Source organism: Thermoplasmata archaeon (assembly GCA_038874435.1).
Taxonomy (GTDB): domain Archaea; phylum Thermoplasmatota; class Thermoplasmata; order Lutacidiplasmatales; family SKW197; genus SKW197.
This window is the reverse complement of the sequence record JAVZCK010000013.1, coordinates 1-20,283: the sequence shown is the minus strand read 5'-3', so window position 1 is coordinate 20,283 and position 20,283 is coordinate 1. Positions and strand designations below refer to the sequence as shown.

The 20,283-nt window shown below is 42.4% G+C and carries 16 protein-coding genes and 1 CRISPR repeat array (1 of these 17 only partly in view); of the genes, 4 read left to right on the top strand and 12 right to left on the bottom strand.

Annotated elements, in window-relative coordinates:
• Positions 1-1,371: a CRISPR direct-repeat array (repeat unit 30 nt; unit sequence GTTCCAGTCCCCTTTTCATCGGGTTTTGAC); it reaches 1,724 nt to the left of the window's first position.
• Positions 1,372-1,818: 447 nt separating this feature from the next.
• Genes cas6 through cas10 form a run of 8 tightly spaced genes read right to left on the bottom strand, consistent with a single transcriptional unit; the run spans position 1,819 to position 9,986 of the window.
• Positions 1,819-2,781, bottom strand: coding sequence for a CRISPR system precrRNA processing endoribonuclease RAMP protein Cas6 (cas6, locus tag QXD64_06195; protein ID MEM3396906.1), 963 nt, complete (start codon positions 2,779-2,781; stop codon positions 1,819-1,821).
• Complete coding sequence (locus QXD64_06190) at positions 2,782-3,540, bottom strand: CRISPR-associated protein Csx14 (protein MEM3396905.1); 759 nt, start codon at positions 3,538-3,540, stop codon at positions 2,782-2,784.
• Positions 3,537-4,418: a hypothetical protein gene (locus tag QXD64_06185; protein ID MEM3396904.1), complete on the bottom strand. Its 882-nt coding sequence runs from the start codon at positions 4,416-4,418 to the stop codon at positions 3,537-3,539. Before QXD64_06185 ends, QXD64_06190 begins: the two co-directional genes overlap by 4 nt.
• A 55-nt stretch (positions 4,419-4,473) precedes the next feature.
• Positions 4,474-5,493: a type III-A CRISPR-associated RAMP protein Csm5 gene (gene csm5 / locus QXD64_06180; protein ID MEM3396903.1), complete on the bottom strand. Its 1,020-nt coding sequence runs from the start codon at positions 5,491-5,493 to the stop codon at positions 4,474-4,476.
• A 20-nt stretch (positions 5,494-5,513) separates the two neighbouring features.
• Positions 5,514-6,419 (bottom strand): hypothetical protein, encoded by a 906-nt coding sequence (locus tag QXD64_06175; GenBank protein MEM3396902.1) that lies wholly within the window; start codon positions 6,417-6,419, stop codon positions 5,514-5,516.
• A 17-nt stretch (positions 6,420-6,436) separates the two neighbouring features.
• On the bottom strand, positions 6,437-7,168 hold the full coding sequence (gene csm3, locus QXD64_06170) for a type III-A CRISPR-associated RAMP protein Csm3 (protein ID MEM3396901.1): 732 nt from the start codon (positions 7,166-7,168) through the stop codon (positions 6,437-6,439).
• A gap of 6 nt (positions 7,169-7,174) precedes the next feature.
• Positions 7,175-7,606: a type III-A CRISPR-associated protein Csm2 gene (csm2, locus tag QXD64_06165; GenBank protein MEM3396900.1), complete on the bottom strand. Its 432-nt coding sequence runs from the start codon at positions 7,604-7,606 to the stop codon at positions 7,175-7,177.
• Positions 7,590-9,986: a type III-A CRISPR-associated protein Cas10/Csm1 gene (cas10, locus tag QXD64_06160; protein MEM3396899.1), complete on the bottom strand. Its 2,397-nt coding sequence runs from the start codon at positions 9,984-9,986 to the stop codon at positions 7,590-7,592. Before cas10 ends, csm2 begins: the two co-directional genes overlap by 17 nt.
• A 239-nt stretch (positions 9,987-10,225) precedes the next feature.
• On the opposite strand from cas10, the gene QXD64_06155 reads away from it, so the two are divergent.
• Both QXD64_06155 and QXD64_06150 read left to right on the top strand, forming a co-directional pair.
• Complete coding sequence (locus tag QXD64_06155) at positions 10,226-10,567, top strand: nucleotidyltransferase domain-containing protein (protein MEM3396898.1); 342 nt, start codon at positions 10,226-10,228, stop codon at positions 10,565-10,567.
• Complete coding sequence (locus QXD64_06150) at positions 10,564-10,974, top strand: HEPN domain-containing protein (protein MEM3396897.1); 411 nt, start codon at positions 10,564-10,566, stop codon at positions 10,972-10,974. Before QXD64_06155 ends, QXD64_06150 begins: the two co-directional genes overlap by 4 nt.
• A gap of 58 nt (positions 10,975-11,032) precedes the next feature.
• On the opposite strand, the gene QXD64_06145 is transcribed toward QXD64_06150, so the two are convergent.
• The 3 genes from QXD64_06145 to QXD64_06135 are packed head-to-tail and all read right to left on the bottom strand — an operon-like array spanning position 11,033 to position 16,796.
• On the bottom strand, positions 11,033-11,701 hold the full coding sequence (locus QXD64_06145; GenBank protein MEM3396896.1) for an ABC transporter ATP-binding protein: 669 nt from the start codon (positions 11,699-11,701) through the stop codon (positions 11,033-11,035).
• Positions 11,702-11,708: 7 nt separating this feature from the next.
• Positions 11,709-14,429, bottom strand: a complete 2,721-nt coding sequence (locus QXD64_06140) for an FtsX-like permease family protein (GenBank protein MEM3396895.1) — start codon at positions 14,427-14,429, stop codon at positions 11,709-11,711.
• A gap of 21 nt (positions 14,430-14,450) precedes the next feature.
• Positions 14,451-16,796: a CARDB domain-containing protein gene (locus tag QXD64_06135; GenBank protein MEM3396894.1), complete on the bottom strand. Its 2,346-nt coding sequence runs from the start codon at positions 16,794-16,796 to the stop codon at positions 14,451-14,453.
• A 652-nt stretch (positions 16,797-17,448) separates the two neighbouring features.
• Here QXD64_06135 and QXD64_06130 point away from each other — a divergent pair.
• Together QXD64_06130 and QXD64_06125 are read left to right on the top strand one after the other, a co-directional pair.
• A complete protein-coding gene (locus QXD64_06130) occupies positions 17,449-18,144 on the top strand; it encodes a class II glutamine amidotransferase (GenBank protein MEM3396893.1) in 696 nt (231 codons plus the stop codon).
• Positions 18,141-19,067, top strand: a complete 927-nt coding sequence (locus QXD64_06125) for a DNA glycosylase (protein MEM3396892.1) — start codon at positions 18,141-18,143, stop codon at positions 19,065-19,067. The genes QXD64_06130 and QXD64_06125 overlap by 4 nt, the downstream gene beginning before the upstream one ends.
• Here the strand turns inward: QXD64_06125 and QXD64_06120 are convergent.
• Positions 18,959-20,116, bottom strand: a complete 1,158-nt coding sequence (locus QXD64_06120; GenBank protein ID MEM3396891.1) for an MFS transporter — start codon at positions 20,114-20,116, stop codon at positions 18,959-18,961. The genes QXD64_06125 and QXD64_06120 overlap by 109 nt on opposite strands.
• Between the last annotated feature and the right edge of the window lie 167 nt (positions 20,117-20,283).

The following is a 20,283-nucleotide window of genomic DNA, read 5'->3' as shown; positions in this document are numbered from 1 at the left end:
AGTATTGTTCCAGTCCCCTTTTCATCGGGTTTTGACTGGTATCACCATCCCCATATACGCTTTGGAGTATATGTTCCAGTCCCCTTTTCATCGGGTTTTGACCAAATCCTCATTTCAAAACATGCAGGGGGTTCACAAGTTCCAGTCCCCTTTTCATCGGGTTTTGACTGCAGACCCGCCCGATTAAGTCCCCAGAGGACTTTCCGTTCCAGTCCCCTTTTCATCGGGTTTTGACAATGCGTTAAGTGTGGTGGTTATCATGTGGGGGTATCCCGTTCCAGTCCCCTTTTCATCGGGTTTTGACTATATTTGCTTCGCCAAAAACTTCCTGCTCCTCGTTAGTTCCAGTCCCCTTTTCATCGGGTTTTGACGCAGCGGTGTTGTTGAATGGCAAGGTAGTTCTAAAAAGTTCCAGTCCCCTTTTCATCGGGTTTTGACGAATGAAAAAGTAATTTCAACCGATTATTTCGGCAATCGTTCCAGTCCCCTTTTCATCGGGTTTTGACTTTAACAAAGATAAAAGGAGGGTGGAGGAAGTTTTACGTTCCAGTCCCCTTTTCATCGGGTTTTGACGGAAGTTTTTGGCGAAGCAAATATACGAGCTGGTTCGCGTTCCAGTCCCCTTTTCATCGGGTTTTGACCTTAACATTCGGATGGTAACCTACACGAGTATCCGCGTTCCAGTCCCCTTTTCATCGGGTTTTGACTATATAGATGCAACGGGTCTTGGTGATGTTGTAGTGTTCCAGTCCCCTTTTCATCGGGTTTTGACAATCCATCCAAGTGGATTTCCTGCCACCTCTTGGTGGTTCCAGTCCCCTTTTCATCGGGTTTTGACCTTGTAATGACGGGTGTTTGCAAGTATTCTATTTGCCGTTCCAGTCCCCTTTTCATCGGGTTTTGACAAACAACCCGTCTGGCTCGTATGTAGTGAAAAACAAGTTCCAGTCCCCTTTTCATCGGGTTTTGACAGGTGTCTGGCGGGGCAGACACGAAGGAGATAACCCCCGTTCCAGTCCCCTTTTCATCGGGTTTTGACGTAGCGTGCGTAACGGTTCAGGACTCCAGTTCAAACGTTCCAGTCCCCTTTTCATCGGGTTTTGACTAAAATCGTGGAAAAAAATGGACAAAAATATACGGTGTTCCAGTCCCCTTTTCATCGGGTTTTGACCAGGACAATCTATGAGGAAATAGAGAGGTATTATAAGTTCCAGTCCCCTTTTCATCGGGTTTTGACTGAAATTTCCAAGGGCTTCTGCAACAGGTGAGGATTGGTTCCAGTCCCCTTTTCATCGGGTTTTGACTTACCTTCTATGATGTCAGATAGTAAAGCATTCACCCGTTCCAGTCCCCTTTTCATCGGGTTTTGACACGGGCGATTTTTTGAGATTTTGCGGGTTTAAACGCAAAATCGTTCTATAAATTGTCGGGGATGTATAATAATGTATCTCTCACGCAGGGATGCCCGACAAATGCGTCTCCCAGAAGGTATACACATGGATACCTCTTGGTGCTAAACAAACCGAGCACCTCTCTCTTTGGAGCCATCTCTACAAATGCTATTCTCAATGTATACCTTCTTTATACCTAGTTTTTACAATCCTTACATCCACCTTAGGTATTCATACACCACTCATTTCTGGCTATTATCAACGCATACCTAAGTATACCTTCTCGATATATGCATCAGGTACACCCTTTAGGTATTCCTACATCCCTCATTTCTGGCTATTATTAACGCATACCTAAGTATACCCACATGTCTATCATAGGCACACCACAAACCAAGCAGATTAACGGGTAAAAATTAACTCACGCTCATAACTGCACTGGTTCTTGCTCAAGCAGATATTCTCCACATCCAAAACCAGCATATTTGCCCACATGGAGGAGGGAACCGAAACGCAAAAGCGCCATTACATCTCTCGAAAATTCGCCCTCATACCATATCTTACCCATGAAGAACATATGATGCCTCGTCACTTTGTTGTGCGAAACCCTTAAAAATTCAGGGAGAATCTTAATTTCAGTGCTACCTATTCTCACATTCTCACTTGCTCTCAACATCTGCTTTATTTTCCCCTCTGCGATTTCCAATTTACCAGTGTAATAATTCGCAAGTGCATTCACTCTAAATGCTAACCTTGCAAGAAGATTTCTAAACTTTGGAGGTGTTTCTACTGTGCCTTCTGCTTTTATCTGTGTTGGCGTCAGAAAATTCAAACACAGCTTACCACTATAGTTCTCCACCTTTACAAGGAAATCCTCAAATCGCAACCTTGGAAAATCTAAATTCAATTTCCCATCTTCAAACACATTCAAATTATTTTCGTCTAACCCTCTTGCTTGAACTCGCTCCAACACAAACTTTCCTCTGTGCCCTCCAATGCTCATTCCACATTCTCCAAGATTTTGCAAAGCACCCACAATCACTGGCAATCCTTTCAAACCACTCCCTACTAAAACAATCCCAAAACTCGCAGTCTCTCCGCATTCATACGCACTTTTGTCCATGCCAGTTTCGCTAATCACAATGGGCCTCGGAATTCCCTCAAGCTTGCTCAAATACCTTGCATTTGCTGGCGCAGATGCCTCAAACAGAGCATAGTAAACACAGTTAGACCGCATTCTACACAACTTACAATCCTGTCTCTTCCTAGAACAGGAAATATCCCGCACATGCTTGGCCAATACTCCCCTTATAAAATTTCCCTTCCATTCTGGTAAACTTGCAGGTTCCTCAAACTTAATCCCAACCACAAAATTTCCTATTTCCAGCATCTACAACAACTTCCCTATTTCTTCACCAAATTTCTCGGTTCTGAACCTTCCTCGCTCCCAGTAACCCAGGCCTGCATTTGCGAGTAACTCCTTGTACCTCCGCATCTCTGCATGAAGCTCAACATCGCTTTCCTCACACAACAATGTCTTTATTATCCCCAAAACTTCTGGAGGCAATGGTATCACAGGTAACTGAATTATCTCATACTGGCTTTCATCTGGGAATAGCAAATGCTCAAAATCTTCTTTTTTTGCCCTGAACCTATCAAGCTTTTCCTCATCGCTCGTCAGTTCATAAATATCTTCGATATCTTTCCGCATTTTTTCCAGCGTAAGATTCACATCCTGCACATTCTTGTTTACCACATGGAAGGCACCGTTAACTCCTAGCAACTGCCCAACTAAAGTAAGCGTGATGCACATGTTCTTTCTTCCACCTCCAACATTTAAAATGACACGCTCCACATTATGTTTCTCGCGCTCTTCCTTTATTATTTCTGCACATACACGCATGAACTCTATGTTCCTTTCAGTTGAATCTATATCTGGATACTCTAGGGTATGCACATGCACCCTCAAGTCGGGAAATTTCTCCAGAAATGCAATACGCACTATCTCTGTAGATGCCCTCACCCTCTTTTCCTGCGTATCAATAATCACAACATCGTTCACATACTGGTTGTGTCTATAAAGCCAGTCAATGTATTCGCTCACAACAGGAGGGCTTGTGCCCATCGGCGCAATCACACATGTCTTCATTTTTCCCACCTCAACACCTTCAATATACCTTGCTGTTCAGCCCACTTCTTCCAGTCGGTAAGATTCTGCACATTCCTAGATTTAATCTTTCCATATATTTCCATTATACGCTCCAAGAGCACACCTGCAGAAACTGTGGTATCTTCAATCATGAGAATTCTTCCACGGAGTTTCTCAATAGGAATTTCTCCGAGAATACCAGTCGCTTCATTACGATTAATTTTTCCCCCACGAGTTTTTAGTATTTCATAAAGAGTTTCCAACCTCTCAATTCCCATGAAAAATAATGGCAATTCCACCCACTTCCTTACTGTATTATTTACCATCTGGGCATCCAACGCTTTCGGTGAGTTAATCCATCTAGGATGCAGGTATTTTATCTCCTCTTGAGAACAGAACACATAGTAATATCTGGTACTTGCTCCTGATAACAAACCCGCAATAAGTAGTGCAGCATTTATTGTGTTAGCACCTCCTACCATATTGAACCACATCTCTTTATCTCGCAGTGCTGAAATTGTGGTTCCAACTACCTCCACTGTCTGCGAAAAATCATTGATGTCAACCTTTACCATGCACACATACTTTAAACTCCTAATTGTGTTCTCTTCGAGCTTCTCTAGATATCTATCTATAATTTCGCCAATGTCCTTTTTATCACTGGATGAGTTAAACCACTCGTCCCTATACTCTCTACACCTACCCTTTTCCATGCATTTAATCACATCTTCCGTTGTAAACATTATCAACGCTTCTGGCTTCCCTTTGTATTTCTCTACCTCATTCTTCACCTCTCCACTCCACTCAAAGAACCTTTGGGCGCTGGTGTACCCTGCCTGTGAGGCCATTTCAAGATAGTAAACGCAAGAAAGTGGCATAGTAACTGCCCCTGGGCTAAGTCCCAAGCCGGTTAAATGATACACACTCATATTCTCAGTCCTGAAGCGTCAATTTAACCCAGCCAATCGGATACAAACTACCTCCGATGCTAGTTAATTTTCTTGAGTCGGGCACTGTAATAGCCAATGGAGACCTCCTTCCCCGCAGAACTTTTTTGAAAATCTCTTCTGCATTCTTATACCCTAGAACTTTCAGCACTGGTAGAAGAGAAGTGCAGAGAAAAGAAGAGCCCATGCCTATCCTGAAAATATACTCTTTATCTCCAGAACTCCTGATAGAAGACTTATAAAAATCTGCAATGTGCTGGTAGTTCTCTTCTTTTCCATACTCGCTGTAAAACGCCTCTTCCATTTCTCCAATTTTCTTGCAATAGGCATCAACATTAGTGAGGATACCATGCAGTTTATTTCTCTCAATCCTTCCAAACTCAATATCAAACTCTACACCTGGCTTTACAAACTCCCCGTATATCTTTCCCTGCTGCCTTCTGAAAGTTCCTCCTCTTTCCGTATGAATCTCAATTGTGCTAAGCGTTAGCACATCCGAAATGCTTTTCGTTGGCTTTGCATCCCTGATGAGAGGGTCTCTTCTTTTCAGGTTTTGCTGAAACAGTTCAAGCCATGGTTGTTCAAAGGACTTTTTCAAATCAAAAATTTCCTCCCCAACATCCTCAACCCGCTTCCCTTTTTTGTTCTGCAATAATTTACTCGCTGCTGTGTAAGTTCTGATTGCACCCTTAATTGAAGAGCCAGGGATATAAACCCTGTTCACAGAATCCTTTATGAAAAAGTGGACAGTGTATGTGCTCTTTGCTGATGTAATCTGAGAATCAATTCCGTACATTGAAACAGAGTCTGGTGGAACTTTGTAATCATTCAGGAAAGACGCCATATCAAATGGATTCATTCTATCCATCATTTTGGATACTAACTCGTTCACCACTCTTTCTTGATTTCCAATCTTTCCAACCACTTTGTGTATATCAACACGATATGCCATTCCTTCTTTCACAACAAAATCATACCCGAGCTTCCCTTTTTCCTCAGAACCGATAAGAAGGGGCGAGAGCGCAGTTAATTTTCCTTTGATTGCAGTGATTTAATCACCCCCTCTACATTGTTGAAATAGAGCGGAATTGTTAACCCTGACCACCACACTCCCCTAAGATGCTCAAACTGGCTACATTTTCCATAAACTGTCTTCTTCCCAATTGTAGAAAATACACTTCCTTCTGTGAAATAGTATCTCGCGGGTTTTGATTCTTTGCCCACACCATCAACCTCACGCCATCCGTGACGACAGATAAGCTTATACCAGCAATCCTTTTCAACTATCCCATTTAATTCATCTTCTGCGGGCACATAAAGAGAAAGATTTGTGAAGTAGTTACCAGAATCCAAAACTTCCAGTGTAGCAAACTCTATTTTCTCGCACTTGCTCCCCACATTTCTGTCGCCACCAATCCCTTCATCCCTCAAAAATCTAAATGCTTCTTCACACAATTTTGTATCACCAGCGTATGCAAACCAGAAACCCCATACATCCCTTTCCGGGTCTATGATATAAGGCACAGAGAACAAAGTGGTAGGCGTTTCCATTTCCCTACCCACACGATTTCTTACTCTGTAAACCCCTTTTGGAGGCGAATAAATAAAATCATCAATCTCTTTACTAGTTTCCTTAAAAAATTCAACATCCACAAATTTCCCTTTCATCTCCTTTTTCTCAGATAAACTTAAAACTTCAAAAGGCATAAGATGTCTTAGTTGTCCTCCACTTTCCACAAATGGAAAACCAGAACTCACACAAAAACCATCTGCAGTGTTCTTTTCCATCCTTTCAAGTATCTTAACCAGCTCTGCATCACCTTCCAACTCGGCAATTGCATTACAAACTGCACCAAAGACCGTATCTGAGTGCAGCACTGGAAACTCTGATTTTGGATAGAAGTTATAGAATCTCACAACATTCAATTTCATATGGCGGTTACACCTCACTACTTAATTTGGGAGCATATCTCACTTATATTTACCTCTTTCAGAGTTTTTCCCTCTCCAACCTTTTTGGCGGCCTTCTCTGCCTTATAATCCTCAGCCGCAGTATAATATATGTTTATGCTGCTGAAAGAGATTTTCCCATAGCCCCTACTACCAGAACCTCCAAGATAGTCATCCTCTAGCATATACAACCCTCCAAACAAAAGTTCTAGAAATTCCTTCGGTTGATCACCCTCATACAATGAAATCACAAATTCCACATCAAACTTAGTACCTGGTAGAACTCGCTCTGTCTGCCTCGGGTTCTTTGCAGTTCCTCTTGCCCTATCTATTGTATTTTCCATTTTTATCTCTACGAAATCAACACTTTCCAACATGGCTTCCTGGTCCTTGCACAAAAATCCATCTCGCACCTTCAACCTTGGCTTCCCACCTTTAGCTTCCCCAGTGGGACCTGGTCCAAAAAGTTTACAGATTGTGCAGGAATCAGTAGCACATGTGCAAAACTTGCCATTCTTTTCCTTCTCCTCAACCAAACTTCTAATCTTGCCTTTCAACGAACTTCCTGGTATGTATGGCAAATCTTTCATCTCGTTGTTTCGCTTCCATTTTATCTTTATCACAGGGTTATCTAGGTCCCCAATACTGTATGTCTCTTTCATTCCACCTATGTGCAGTCCTGTCTCCACAGTAAGCACAGCATTCACCTTTATTCTCCCTTTCAACTTCATTTTTTCTCACCTCTGCTTATTTTTTTCGCACTCATACTTGAAATAGCCCAACAATGCCTCATTAAACGCCTGAAGTTTCTTGTATGTCTCCACATCGTTGGCCTTGATTGCACTTTCAATCGCTGCAAGCAACCAATTTACCATTGGAATACTTTTTTCTTCTTTGACCATGTATGCAATTTTCGGCTTGGTTAGAAGTAAATCCATCTTCACAGTTTCTATATTTCCACGGTCCAGTTTTTTCAACGCACCTGCGATTAGCTCAAAAGCATTCCGCATCTGATTAGGCGTCACTTTTCTAGATAGTTCTCCCGCAATTTCTGCGGCTTTTTGGTCGATCTGCTCATAATTCATGCCCTTCAAATCAATGTTTACTTTTTCTTCCTGTTTCTGTGGACCATGGCCACGATAATCTCTCCGTTCATGTTGTTGATACATTTTTATTCACCTCTCTTTCTTCTTTTTCTTTCAACCTTCTTTTCAGTAATGCATAAGAAAGTGCAACTACCATTTTATGGTATTCCTCTTTATCCGCTTTATCTCCAGGAGGTATCTGGCACAACTTATCTTTCAGGTCCTCAAGTAACTTATTAACCTCTGGCTTTCTTTCGACAAAATGTCTTGCAACCTGATAAGCAATTCTTGCATTTCTTTTTGTGATAGGTAATTCCTTATCTGTAAACAAGAAGAGGAGTTGATAGAGAAATGAAGAGGAAATCTCCTCACAATTTCCTATCTTGTTCCCAAATTCTAATGCTTCTCGCAGTCCATCCCAATCCAATGGTCCATCAAAGATACCTACAGCATTCTTCACAGGCTTGCCTTCACTATCCTTTCTTCCTTTTCCAATTTTTTCTTGCTCCTTCACCATTCTCGCCGCACCATAGATTGGGTACCTCGGCCTGGCAAGTGAAATACCTGCAGAAATCGTAAGTTGGTTTCCAAAAAATTCGGAAAATTCTTTCTGGACTTTCTCGGCAAGAGCAATCGCCTTATCCCATCTCGCAACTGCAAAAAGGTCGTCTCCACCGGAGTATACAACATATACATTTTTTCTCCCGAGTTCTTTTCCAATTATATAGTCCAACCCGCGTGTAAAGAACAAATCAAGTTCACCAGAAAAAGCAGAAAGGTGAGAAAGCACTTTAATCTCTTTCTTAAGCTTTTCACCAAGACTATCTACATCCATAAGGAGATAACCGAGAAAACTCTTTGCTTCTTCTCCTTCATTCTCTGGTTTATCAGATTCCTCTACGCTTGTAAGTGCATCAAATGATTTACCGAGCCAGATAGGCCTATAATCTCTACTAGGTACTGCATCTGCCTTTATATTCTCCAAAAGCCACTCTATGCTTACAAGCTCCCACCAATCTTTGCCTTTGGCCTCTTCTTTCTCCTGGTTAGCTAGCAATTTGCAGACATCTCCTTCTTTTGGTTTGTACATTTTTTCTCCAACAATTTCCACACCTACATCATTGAACTTAATTCCGCTACCACCCCGCCCTGGGCCATACACCATAACAAGATTTTCTGGTTTATTGTAAATTTCACCAAGGATTTCAGATACTTCACACAAACCACATTTTTCAGCATTCTTCTCTCTCGGGGCACCACAATATGAACAAGTAGCTTCTACCTTTTTTTCAAGCTCAAATAAGTTTTCAATCTGGTTGCGGTCTCTTCTCAGCTTTTTCTCTCCTAGCTTCTGTCCAATACTAGTCCAAATTTCCCATGTCTCATCTTCTTTTTTCGGAATGTTATTTGCACTAAATGGAATAGTAGCTATTACCACTCCCAATGGTTCCAAATTTTCCCTGCACCACTGTGTAATTTCTCTTTCTGCCTCATCTAACTTTTCCTTTATGCTCTTGATGTTAGGCGCAAGAATTGCAAAATTTCCACCAGAACAATACACAATAGATTCCTGTCCTAACCCAAGTTTCTCAAGCAAATAATTCACAACAAAGTATTGAACCATTTGGACAAGCAGAGACCTGCCCCTCAACCTTTTTCCAAACCCCTTTCCCGCCTCCTTCTCCTCTGCTCCCCTTTTTATAGTATAAATGAAATTCTGGATTCCTACAAAATCACCACAAACCAACAAAAAGATTTCTTCCTTCTCAAGTTCCCCGTCAGGCTTTTCTATTACCTCAATCCCTTTTTCTTCTTTCCAGAGATAGATTGCATGTGCCATGGCACATGTACTTTTTAAATGATGGTAAAGGGAAATCTGGCATGTAGTTTGTGTATAACTCGGAACAAAGTATGTGTATTCTTTCAGCAACTCAAGAAGACCTCCTATCCTTGTTTTTGCAGAAACATTTTTATTTGTCAAAATCTGGGCCAGCCCCTCTTCAAACCCAGCTTTACATGTTTTGTAATCTAACGGGGGATTCCGCGACGGTTTGCAATAGTGGTAAGGCAGGTAAAACCTTACCACTGGGTAGTGCATTTCCTTCGAAAAAAACGAGCTCAATGGTGTTGTAGTAGGTGAGCCCTTTTCAGCATCAGGGTCATCCAGGTCATCTCTCTGTCTAGAATCCCATCTATCTGCAAGTTGTACAATCTTCAGAATCTCCTTATCATCGTCATCCAACCCATCAATCCTCAATCCCCTCCTTTCATGATGATGGAACTGGATCGCTTTTACAACCTTTTCATCCAATAGGTTCGCAGGAACAAAAGGTCTTAGGAGTTTCGCACTAATATCTTCGTGCCACGCCAGCTCTCCAGCCCTCTGGACAAACTTTCCAATATCGTGGAGTAAGGCAGCCATCCTAATTGTTTCTGCTACTTTATCCTCTTCCTTTGTGCTCACAAAAAGGAGATAAGAAACAAATATATAACCTTTTGTTAGATGATTTCGCCAATTTCATCTCACTTTCTTTTCCCCAACCCTCCCGTCTTCCATGTGCAAAATTCTATCTGCGAACTCAGCTATCCTTGTGTCATGCGTTGCTGCTCCCCACCACTCCCACGCTTTTCAGCAACTCCCTTCCAAATTCTTGAAGAGAAAATTAATAAATACTTCAAACGCATTGATTAAAATGGTGTGAAATGAGAGAAATAGACACCAGAGAAGCAGCAATCTCGGTTTTGAAGGAAAAAATAAACAGCGTGATGAAAGCAAATTCAATTGAGGTTTTGCAAATAATTCTCTTCGGTTCCAGAGCAAGAGGCGATTTTAAAATTCAGAGTGACTGGGATGTGCTTGTAGTGGTGAAGGAACGGCTCTCTGTTAAAGAAAAAATGCTCTATTCAAAAACGATTAGAGAATCTCTAGCCAAAGTCAAAATAGATTGTGATGTGATAATAAAATCGGAACAGGAATTTGAGGGCGGTAAGAAAATGTTTGGCTCTCTGGTGAGAGAGGCCATGAAGGAAGGAATCTCAATATGAATGAAGATGTGAAAAAATGGATGTTAAGGGCAATGGAGGACTGGAAAGTTGTTATCCATGAGAGGTGTTTACCCTCTGAGGAAATTCCCAAAGGTGCTGTTTGTTTTCATTGCCAGCAATTTGTTGAAAAACTGCTGAAATCTTATCTAGTTTTGAAAGGCGTGGATTTCGGGAAAACCCATAATCTTGAGTACCTCCTGGAACTTTGTAAGGCACAGGACAGTGATTTTGAAAACATAGATGTAGGAAACCCCACATTCTATGCCGTGAATATCCGCTATCCAGATGAATTTTATGTTCCCACACTTGAAGAAGCTGAAGAGTGTTATATGATTGCACAAAGAGTAAAAGAATTCATTGAAAAAAAGCTAAACATAATGCTGGAGAATGTCGCTGCAGGAAAGTAAGCACTCCTTCGTTTCATGCCATTATGCAATAATTAATCTCTAAAACAATTACAAAACCCTATTCTTTCTTCCCAGTAATCTTTCCGTCTTCCATGTGCAAAATTCTATCTGCAAACTCAGCTATCCTCGGGTCATGCGTTGCCACAATGAGTGTCTTCTTCTCATTTTTCTGCAACGCTTTGAAAAGCTCCAGAATCTCCAGTCCTGTCTTTTTATCAAGCTCTCCAGTCGGCTCATCAGCCAGAATTATTGCGGGATTGTTCACAAGTGCAGTCGCGATTGCAATCCGTTGCTGCTCCCCACCACTCATCTCATCAGGCAGATGCCCTGCTCTCTCCACCATTCCCACACTCTTCAGCAACTCCATCACCCGCTTCTCCCTTGCCTTCTTCTCGATACCAGCAAGCAATGCAGGCAATTCCACATTCTCATAAGCAGTCAGTGTTGGCACAAGATTGAAGAACTGGAACACCATTCCCACATACCTCCTCCTGTAATCCACAAGTTCCTTCTCACTGTAATTGCAGATGTTCGTGCCCTTCACAATGATTGAGCCAGCAGTGGGCAAATCAATTCCACCAATCAAATTGAGAAGCGTTGTCTTTCCGCATCCAGAAGGTCCGACCACAGCCACAAACTCGCCTTCTTTAATCTCCGCATTCACACCACGCAGCGCAAACACCTCAGTTCTGCCCATCTTATAAACTTTCATCAGGTCCTTTATCACTATCAATCTAACCACCTCTCCATCGCAAAATCTCATTCAACTTCAGCCGTTTCATCGGCAGCACAACTATAAATGTTGTAACCACAAGCACACTCAATGCCACAACAACAATCTGCAAACTCGTTAGCCCAAACACCACATCTCTCACTATCACACTCCCACCAGTCATCACAAGGTCAAAAAGTTTGTTGAACACAAACGCAGTCAAGGCACCTGTGCCAAAACCCAGAATAATACCCACAATTGACACAGTGAGACCCTCGCCCCAGATCAACTTTGCAATCTGTCCGAAACTTCCACCTCTGACAACCATGTTTGCAATCTCCTGCTTCCGCTCCAGCACAGCAATAAACATTATCATTCCGATACCAACTGCAGTAATTATTATCGCAAAAACAAATTCAATTGTGAGGAAATTATAAACAGAACCCACGAGCGGATTCTCTTTCAGCTTCGCCACCTCCTCACTGTAAACCATCACTGCAACCTCGCCACCATAGTTTTCCCGAATGTATTCTCCGCACTCCACATCCCTGCCTTCCTCCACATCCAGAAACAGAAGATACTGCGAAAATTCCAGATTTACACTCTCCTTCGTTATGTAGATGTCGGCTGCAGGCACACTTCCAAAACCAGGCATGTATTTGACAATCCCTGTTATTTTGAAAACCGCTGAAAAATTCCCAGCAGTTATCCTGAGCGTATCCCCCATTGCATATCCTTCCCTCTTTGAAAAACTCTCAGTGATTATTGCACTCTGAGTATCCAGCTTACTAAGTGCCTCCACACTCCCTGCCACAAAGATGCTGCTCTCCACAGGCACCACAGAAGCATAGGCACTCGCATTAAATGTACTCACACTCACACCCGCACTTCCTGCATTCGCTGAAAACACCAGACATTCTGCATACCTCTTAACACCAGGCAACTGTGAGATATTGCCATGAATTGCTGGATAGCCCTGAAGATTATGGGCACCTCCAACTGTTCTGTAAGTGTATCCAGTTACCTTTATGTCCGCTCCGACCTCCGCCTTCACAAGCTTCGCATCGTAAGCAACCTGGGAATCGTAAGTAACAGCCACAAACAGCCCGAAGGCAAGCGCAAGCGAAATCAACATGCACACTGTAGATGCCCTTCTTGGATTTCGCTTCAGATTTTTTTGGAGAAGAGGATGCAACCCTTTCAGGAATGGCTTGGCTGTATTTGAAAACACATCGTAGATTTTCGGTGAAATTCTGGTTACAAGACGGGAGAGCCCGATGATGAGGAAGAACGGTGAAAATGGCACAAGCACCATGAAAATTGCTGAAAGACAGAGCAAACTGATAGCCACCTGGAATCCATAATACTCTGGATGTTTTGCAACCTCAGAAATTGTTATCATTGCCCCATAGGTAATCAACGCAAGTGCCACCATTATTACATCCCTCTTTGGCTTGTAGGGAATTTTTGCTTCCTCCGTGGTATAAGCATGCAGTGCCTCTCGCACCGTAATCTTGCTCACATTCTTTGCAGCCCTGTAACTTGCTATTAAACTGAGAATAATGGCCAGAATCACACAAATTCCAATTGTAAGCGCTGAGACACTGAAGCCCATAACTGACGGCTGCACATCAAAAATGCTGAACGAGGTGGCAAGGAACACCCTTGAAATCAGTATGCCCAGCAGCAATCCAAGAATGCCAGCTACCACACCATAGAATATTGCCTCACCCATCAGAATTGTGAAAATTGTTAATTCAGATGCACCCCTTGCCTTCAAAATCCCAATTTCCCTCCTTCGCTCCGCATAATTCAACTCGCTTCCCAGAGTGCCAAGATAAACACCAAGAATAATGACTGGTAATGAAAGCCCACCCAGCAAAAATCTGATGCCAAGAAGTGTGAACTGGACACTGTTGATTGCAACAACAATTTCCTGATTGTAGCTCACTGTGATGCCATACTCTGCCAGAACATTGTTGAGGTTTCGTTCCATTCTTTTGAGGTTGAACACTGTTGCCTCAGGGTCAGCAGGACTCACAACCTTTGATTTCTCTGCCCAGATGTAAACCACAGTTGCAGCAGGGTAATCTGCAAACAATGCAGACGCCTCTGCAATGTCTATGTAAATCGCTCCTGTTTCATAAATTCCTTGGGACGGTGTTTCTGTTCTGCCACCATATGCAATGCTTCCATCCTCAACAATGCTTGACACATTAAATTGTTTCACGGTAGTATTCTGAAACAGGAAAACGGCATCACCGGGAGAAAGCCCAAGTGTCTGGGCAAGGATTCGTGTGAGTGTGGCATTCCCCTGCCCCACAGAAATCCTTCCTTCAACACCAAGCTTTTCATGATTTTTTATGAAGATAGCATCAACACCATAAACCCCAGTAAATAGAATTTCGGTCTGGTTAATGCTAGTGTTCAGCATTGTCTGGTTTCCTGCAATCACCTTTGAGTAGAGCATAAAACTGCTTTCCTGCACATTCGTCTGGTTGTTCACAAGTGCCTGCACATCCTGTATCTGACTTAAATTCATTTTTTCTCCATAGCCAGAAAATTCGTAAGGGAGAGCTGCAAGTTGCTTCTCAATCATGTAACTGACTGAAGAATCAATGGAAATTCCTTCACCTGCAATCAGCGAGATTGCCACGAGAATCCCAATAATTGAAAAGAAAGTCCGTCTCAAATTTCGTCCCATGGAAAGAAAAGAATATTTGAGGAAAGGATAGGCCTTCATTACCGCCCCAATGAAATGGGGTTATTTATCCTTTGGCTTTCGCAGAACACACACTGCAATGCCAAGCACAACCAAAGTCAGCAGCGAGGTTTCACTCACTGGCTGCGTCACAGTTATCTGAAACTCAGCTCCATTGTTTGCCTCGTTCAATTCTCCCACTGTGTTGCCTGGGTCTGCGTAAACGCTGATGTTATGAGTGCCATACACAGCAATCCAGTAGAAAGTCACTGTCTTGGTCTCCCCGATGGCTAAGGACTCCTTGACCTCGCTCACCTTGATACCATCAACGATGAGATACACCACAACATCAGACACTGCAGCATTTCCCGAGTTCTTGAGTTGAGCAGTAATAGTTACATTGTCCCCTTCTATTGGTGAAGAAGGCGATGCACTGGCATTCTCTATCACAAGGTCAGGGTAGGCAAGGTTTATCTCCACCACATTGTTGGTTTCAACACTCTCAGGCACCTTATTTTTTCCATCCAGAACAACCTTTATTTTGTTCGGACTTGCTTGGAAATAAGTGCTGAAACTCACCGTCTTGCTCTCACTTGCATTCAAGAAGTTCACAAAGGTTTTACCTACAAGCACATCATCTGCGTAAACCTCAACTCTCACCTTTGAAGCCCAATAATTACCTGCATTCCTCACACTCACATTGATTGTGGAATTCTTTCCAGCAGGTGGAAACGCTGGCGTAATCGAAACATCTGCCTGGGAGATTGCAAGGTCTGGCATGTAGGGTTGGTGATGGAAGGTATAGTAAATTTGTTCCACATCAAATGTAAGGTTTGCGTTTGTGGAATTTCGCATTATGTCAAAGAACAATCTGTCGTCGCAGGTGAACACGGGGTCGAGCACATAGGGTGTGATTCCCTCCGGGAATTTGGAAGCAAGCCAAAGGTCGAATTCTGTATCTGTCATGTTCTGCACGGTTGCATTGTTCATGTGCTCTTTCAAAAAGCTTTTGTTGAGTTTTGCGGCTTCCGTGAGCCAGTATGAAAGCTGGGCAAAGGTTTCGTTGCCAAGCGTGACACTTGCGTTTGTCACATCTATTGCCTTCTGCAAACCGCAGGGGGCAGCAACTATCTCATAGTCGCCTGGCTTCAAAATCTGCATGTATTCTATGTCACCATAAATTGCCTCGCCATTAATCAAAACCAATTTCACATCCTTTTCTGTGCTGTTCAAGAGCGAGAGATATGGGTCTGTTTCAAGTTTGGCAAACACTGCAATGTCTGCATAAAGCCCTGTTGCTAAATGTCCTACATAATTATCCCAGCCAATTGAGATTGCAGGATTTCTTGTCACCATCTTCACAATGTCCTGTGGTGTGAAAGTCCCTGGCCAGTATTCATCCGCATACTCATAAAGATACTTCATCTCAAGCAGGAGATTTTTGCCCCCGCTTGGTGACCAGTCCGTTGTAAGCACCAGATTTACACCGCACTGCTTCGCTAGCGAAACATTGGTCGTAGCTCCATAGAGCAACAGATTTGAAACTGGAGAGTGGTAAATCCACGCACCAACTGCAGCCATCTCTGTAAAGTTTTGTTGTGTGAGCGCCACACCATGCACAATTCTTGTAGTATTAGAAAGCAAACCAATTGACTTTATGAAATCAAACTCGTTTAGCGAGGATGCATCCACACCTTCTGCAAGATGCACAATCCAGGCATCAATCGTGCCATTTTCCATCGCACTCCTCAGCGAGTCAATCTCACTCTGTGTCATTGAAGTAACACTTGTCACCCTTGTCCTCACCCTATCCTGTCCGAAGTTGTAGTGCTCCACATTTCTCGCTAGAATCTTTGTGATTGAGTTCAGATTGTCACTCCCTTCCACGCTTGCTGCACCACCTGCAATGTGCTTGATTTCTGCCCATTTAGAAACCTCAGTCACCATGTTAAGGTAGGTAGTACCAGTGAGCAGGTTCTTTGGATTTGTGATGTTCACTCTATACAACGGATGGTTCTGCCACTGATACCTGTTTGTGAATTTTGCAGGCACAGTCCAGAGTGGCATAAAATTGTAGGAGAGGTGGTCATGCACATTCATGAGGGCTGGAAAGATGTAGCCATTCGTGTAAATTTCAAGTGCACCCGCGTACTCAGGTGGCACTGTGTTATTCGCACCCACATAAACAATCTTTGAGGCATTTACTATTACAATTCCATCGTCAATCACTGTAGAACTGTTATCCATCGTCACCACAGTTCCATGGAGAATGAGCCCAATTGCCAAATCACCTCTCGAAGCACTGCCAACAGAAACGCTCTTTTCTCCAGACAAATTGAAACCCAGAGAGAGCATGATTATTACCAGCACCCCGGCACATAAAACCTTTCTTCCTACATTCTGCAGCATGGTAAACCCAGATAGTACATATGGTATTTGGGGTATATAATACCTCTGTTGCCATATCCCTTATTTTGACGCTGAAACTAATGAGCAGTATCTCCGAAAGATACTGGCTAAAATTCAAAAATTGATGCCAGTATGCAAAGCTCCTGATACATCTTTCTTATAAATTTTCAAACGGGTCTTTCAAAATTCCACCGAGGCATAGAAAGTGTTAAATATTTAAGATATCTTATAGATATCTCATGAAACGAATACCTATAACACCCGCAACTGAACTGACTATCAGGAACATACGGGGATTCTATATTCGTAAGGTGACGCCTTTCGGCACCAGCGCCAAGTGGGCAGATCTATATAGAGAAGGAGGTGAGATTCAAGGAATTTCTTCTCGCTCTCTATGAAGTAAGAGAGTGAAATGAAAATACACTGGGAAAGGGTTGATGGCCACTTCTATGGCACAGGAGCCATAGGGGTGTAGGCCGGGAAAAAATCAGTAGGTTTCCCGGTAGTATGTCCACATCAATTCCCTTTCTAATGGCTTTTAGGGTAGTAATGAGTATCTGGCTTTTCCAACTTGTTCGGAGATACTGATGAGACACTAACATTAATATATTCATACTACATACATATCTTCATGTGCAGATTATTTGGGGTGATGGCTAGCTTGAACGTGCCTAAAGAACTTCTTCAAGAGTTCGTTTTCCTGGCCGAAAACGGAAAGATTGGTGCTGACTTTGGCTGTAGCGGTGATAAAACAAGGGGACATAAGGATGGGTGGGGAATTGCAGTGCTTGGAGGAGAAGAGATTTTTTATAAAGAAGCCAATGCTGCAACTGAAAGCCAGAAAATCAATGAGCTGCTAAGCAGGGTTTCTAAACTTGAAAAGGTAAATCTAATTATGCACTTAAGACGTGCATCCGAGAAAAACACAATTTCTGCAGAACACAGCCATCCTTTTTCCGCAGAGCATGGACGAAGAAAGTACTATTTTGCCCACAATGGCGGCCTTGAGAACTACAAGGCAATTGCCCATGGTGGAATGATTGATAGCGAATACATTTTCCAAACACTTTTAAATTACATTGATAAAGGGCTGATTTCTGCAGTGCGAAAACTCAGAGAGATGCTTAACTATTCTTCACTCAATTTCCTGCTTCTATCAGAAGGAGAAATCTATGCCTACAGAGATGCAAAAAAGTGCGCAGATTACTATTCTCTATACTATGCCAGCAAGGATGGGTGTCATGTGGTCTGCTCGGAACGATTGAAACATGGGAAAATGAAATGGAAGAAGATGAAGAATCCCTCGCTTATCAGAATCACGGAAAAAGGTATTGAAGTGCTGTTATGAGATACTTTGTTGAGCCAGATAATCCAATCAATCTTGATTTCACTTTAGATAGCGGACAGGCATTCCGCTGGAGGAAGGAAGGAGAGATATGGGAGGGCATTGTGCGACAGAAAGTGTGCAAATTGAGACAGGAAGGGAGGATGATAACTTTTACTGGCTTTACAATGGAAGAATTTCTTGAGTATTTCGGACTCAACCTTAAAATGAAAGAAGTTGTCGAAACAAGTTTTGGGGCTCCGGAGGTCTCTCATCTTCCAACTGCTTATAAAGGTCTTAGAATTCTAAATCAGGAACTCTATGAATGCCTCTTTTCTTTCCTACTTGCCACAAACACAAACATAAAGCGGATTAAAGCAATGGTGGAAAAAATCTGCCTCACTTACGGAGAGAAAATTGAAGTAGCTGGAAGGATTTATTTTGGTTTTCCTACACCAGAGAAATTTTTGCAATGTTCTGAAAAAATAAAGAATTGCAGCTTGGGTTTCAGAGATTCCAGAATTCTAGAATTGGCAGAAAAAATTGTGGATGGGAAAATAAATCTTGAGAGAATTGCGACATTGGATTATACCAGCGCAAGAAATGCACTGTTGGAGATTAAGGGCGTTGGTCCCAAAGTGGCTGATTGCGTCTGCCTTTTCAGCTTGAAACATTACATGGCGTTTCCAATAGATGTCCATATAAGTTCATGGTTCAGAAAGCAGAACTATATGGAACTTGAGAGTGTGAATGCAGCGCTAAATCAAAAGAAAATGTCTGACAAAATTTACAGAATTCTTTCAGATTTTGCCAGAAAACGGTTTGGAATATTTGCGGGCTATGTGCAACAGTACATTTTTTTAAACGAAATTTTCCAGAACGCAAGAGGTAAAAGCCCAAGGAGCACAATCAAACCTGCCATCACAAATGCGGCCTGGAACCCATAGTGGTCTGAAAGATAACCACCCGTGTAACTCCCAAGCAATGCACCCAAACCAATCCCTGCATTTATCATTCCAATTGCCCAACCCCGTTCTTCAAGCTTAACACTCTCTGAACTTGCTGCGGTTACTGGAAGAACAAAGAAGAGCCAAACAGGAAGAATCCAGATTAGGTAAATGATTGGAAGAGAGTTTGTGATTGAAAGTATGAACCAGATGAGTGAATAGACAAGAATGCTTGCTGCAGCAATTTTTTCTTTTCTATACCTATCTGTAAATTTACCCGCAATGTAACTCGCAGGGATTCCCGTGAGACTAGAACTTGCAATAAAAATCCCTGTGAGCTTTACGCCCGTGAATGTAAACCCGTTGATTGAGACAGAAAAATCAGAGATGTAAACTGGGAAAATTGAGAAAACTGTATAGTTACCCCACATAACGATGGCAGTGAGAAAGCAAAGGAGGTAGATAGTTCTTGCCTTTGTTCTCTTTGTTTGGGACTTGAAGAAAACATCGCCAGAAAGCCAGAGGAACAAAGTACCTAGAATACCCACAATTGTCAATGATATGGAGAATACCACAATGAAGTTGTAAGACAGAGTTTCAGAGGGCAGTATAAATACGAAACCCAGGGCACCTACTACCACACCAATGTTGGAATAGATGTTCAGGATTCCTAATGAACTCCCCTTTTCAGATTTAGTATCTGAAGCAAGGTTCTGGAGCAAAATCTGAGAACTTAATAGCATGTTCTGGAGTGTGCGAGTAACAATGAAAAGGAGGGGTAAAAGAAAAGGGAGGGAAAGAAAAAGCATGCTGCCCACAGCACAACCCATAACCGCTGGCAGTTTCCTAGTTCTGAGTTTGTCAGAAATTCTGCCCCAAAAATAGTTCCCTGCAACTTGTGCTGATAGTGGCAGCCCAGTAACTAAGGTGGCCATCAAATAGTCATTGCTCAACTTGAGCATGTACAGTGGAAAAACCACGATTGCAGCTCCATTTATAAGATTGAACATCATGGCCGAAACCAGATAACTATTAGTGTAGGTTCGCATCACCATGCAAAAATGGAGGGAGTATATTCAGTTTTGGGTGATGGGTCATAAAGATTTGGGGTGCTAGTATATAAAGCAGCATGGTTCTATTCACAACTCCTAAACCTTAATTTATTTCTAAGAATTCCCTGAATAAAAACGAAGGAGGATGGGATGCATGGCAATCT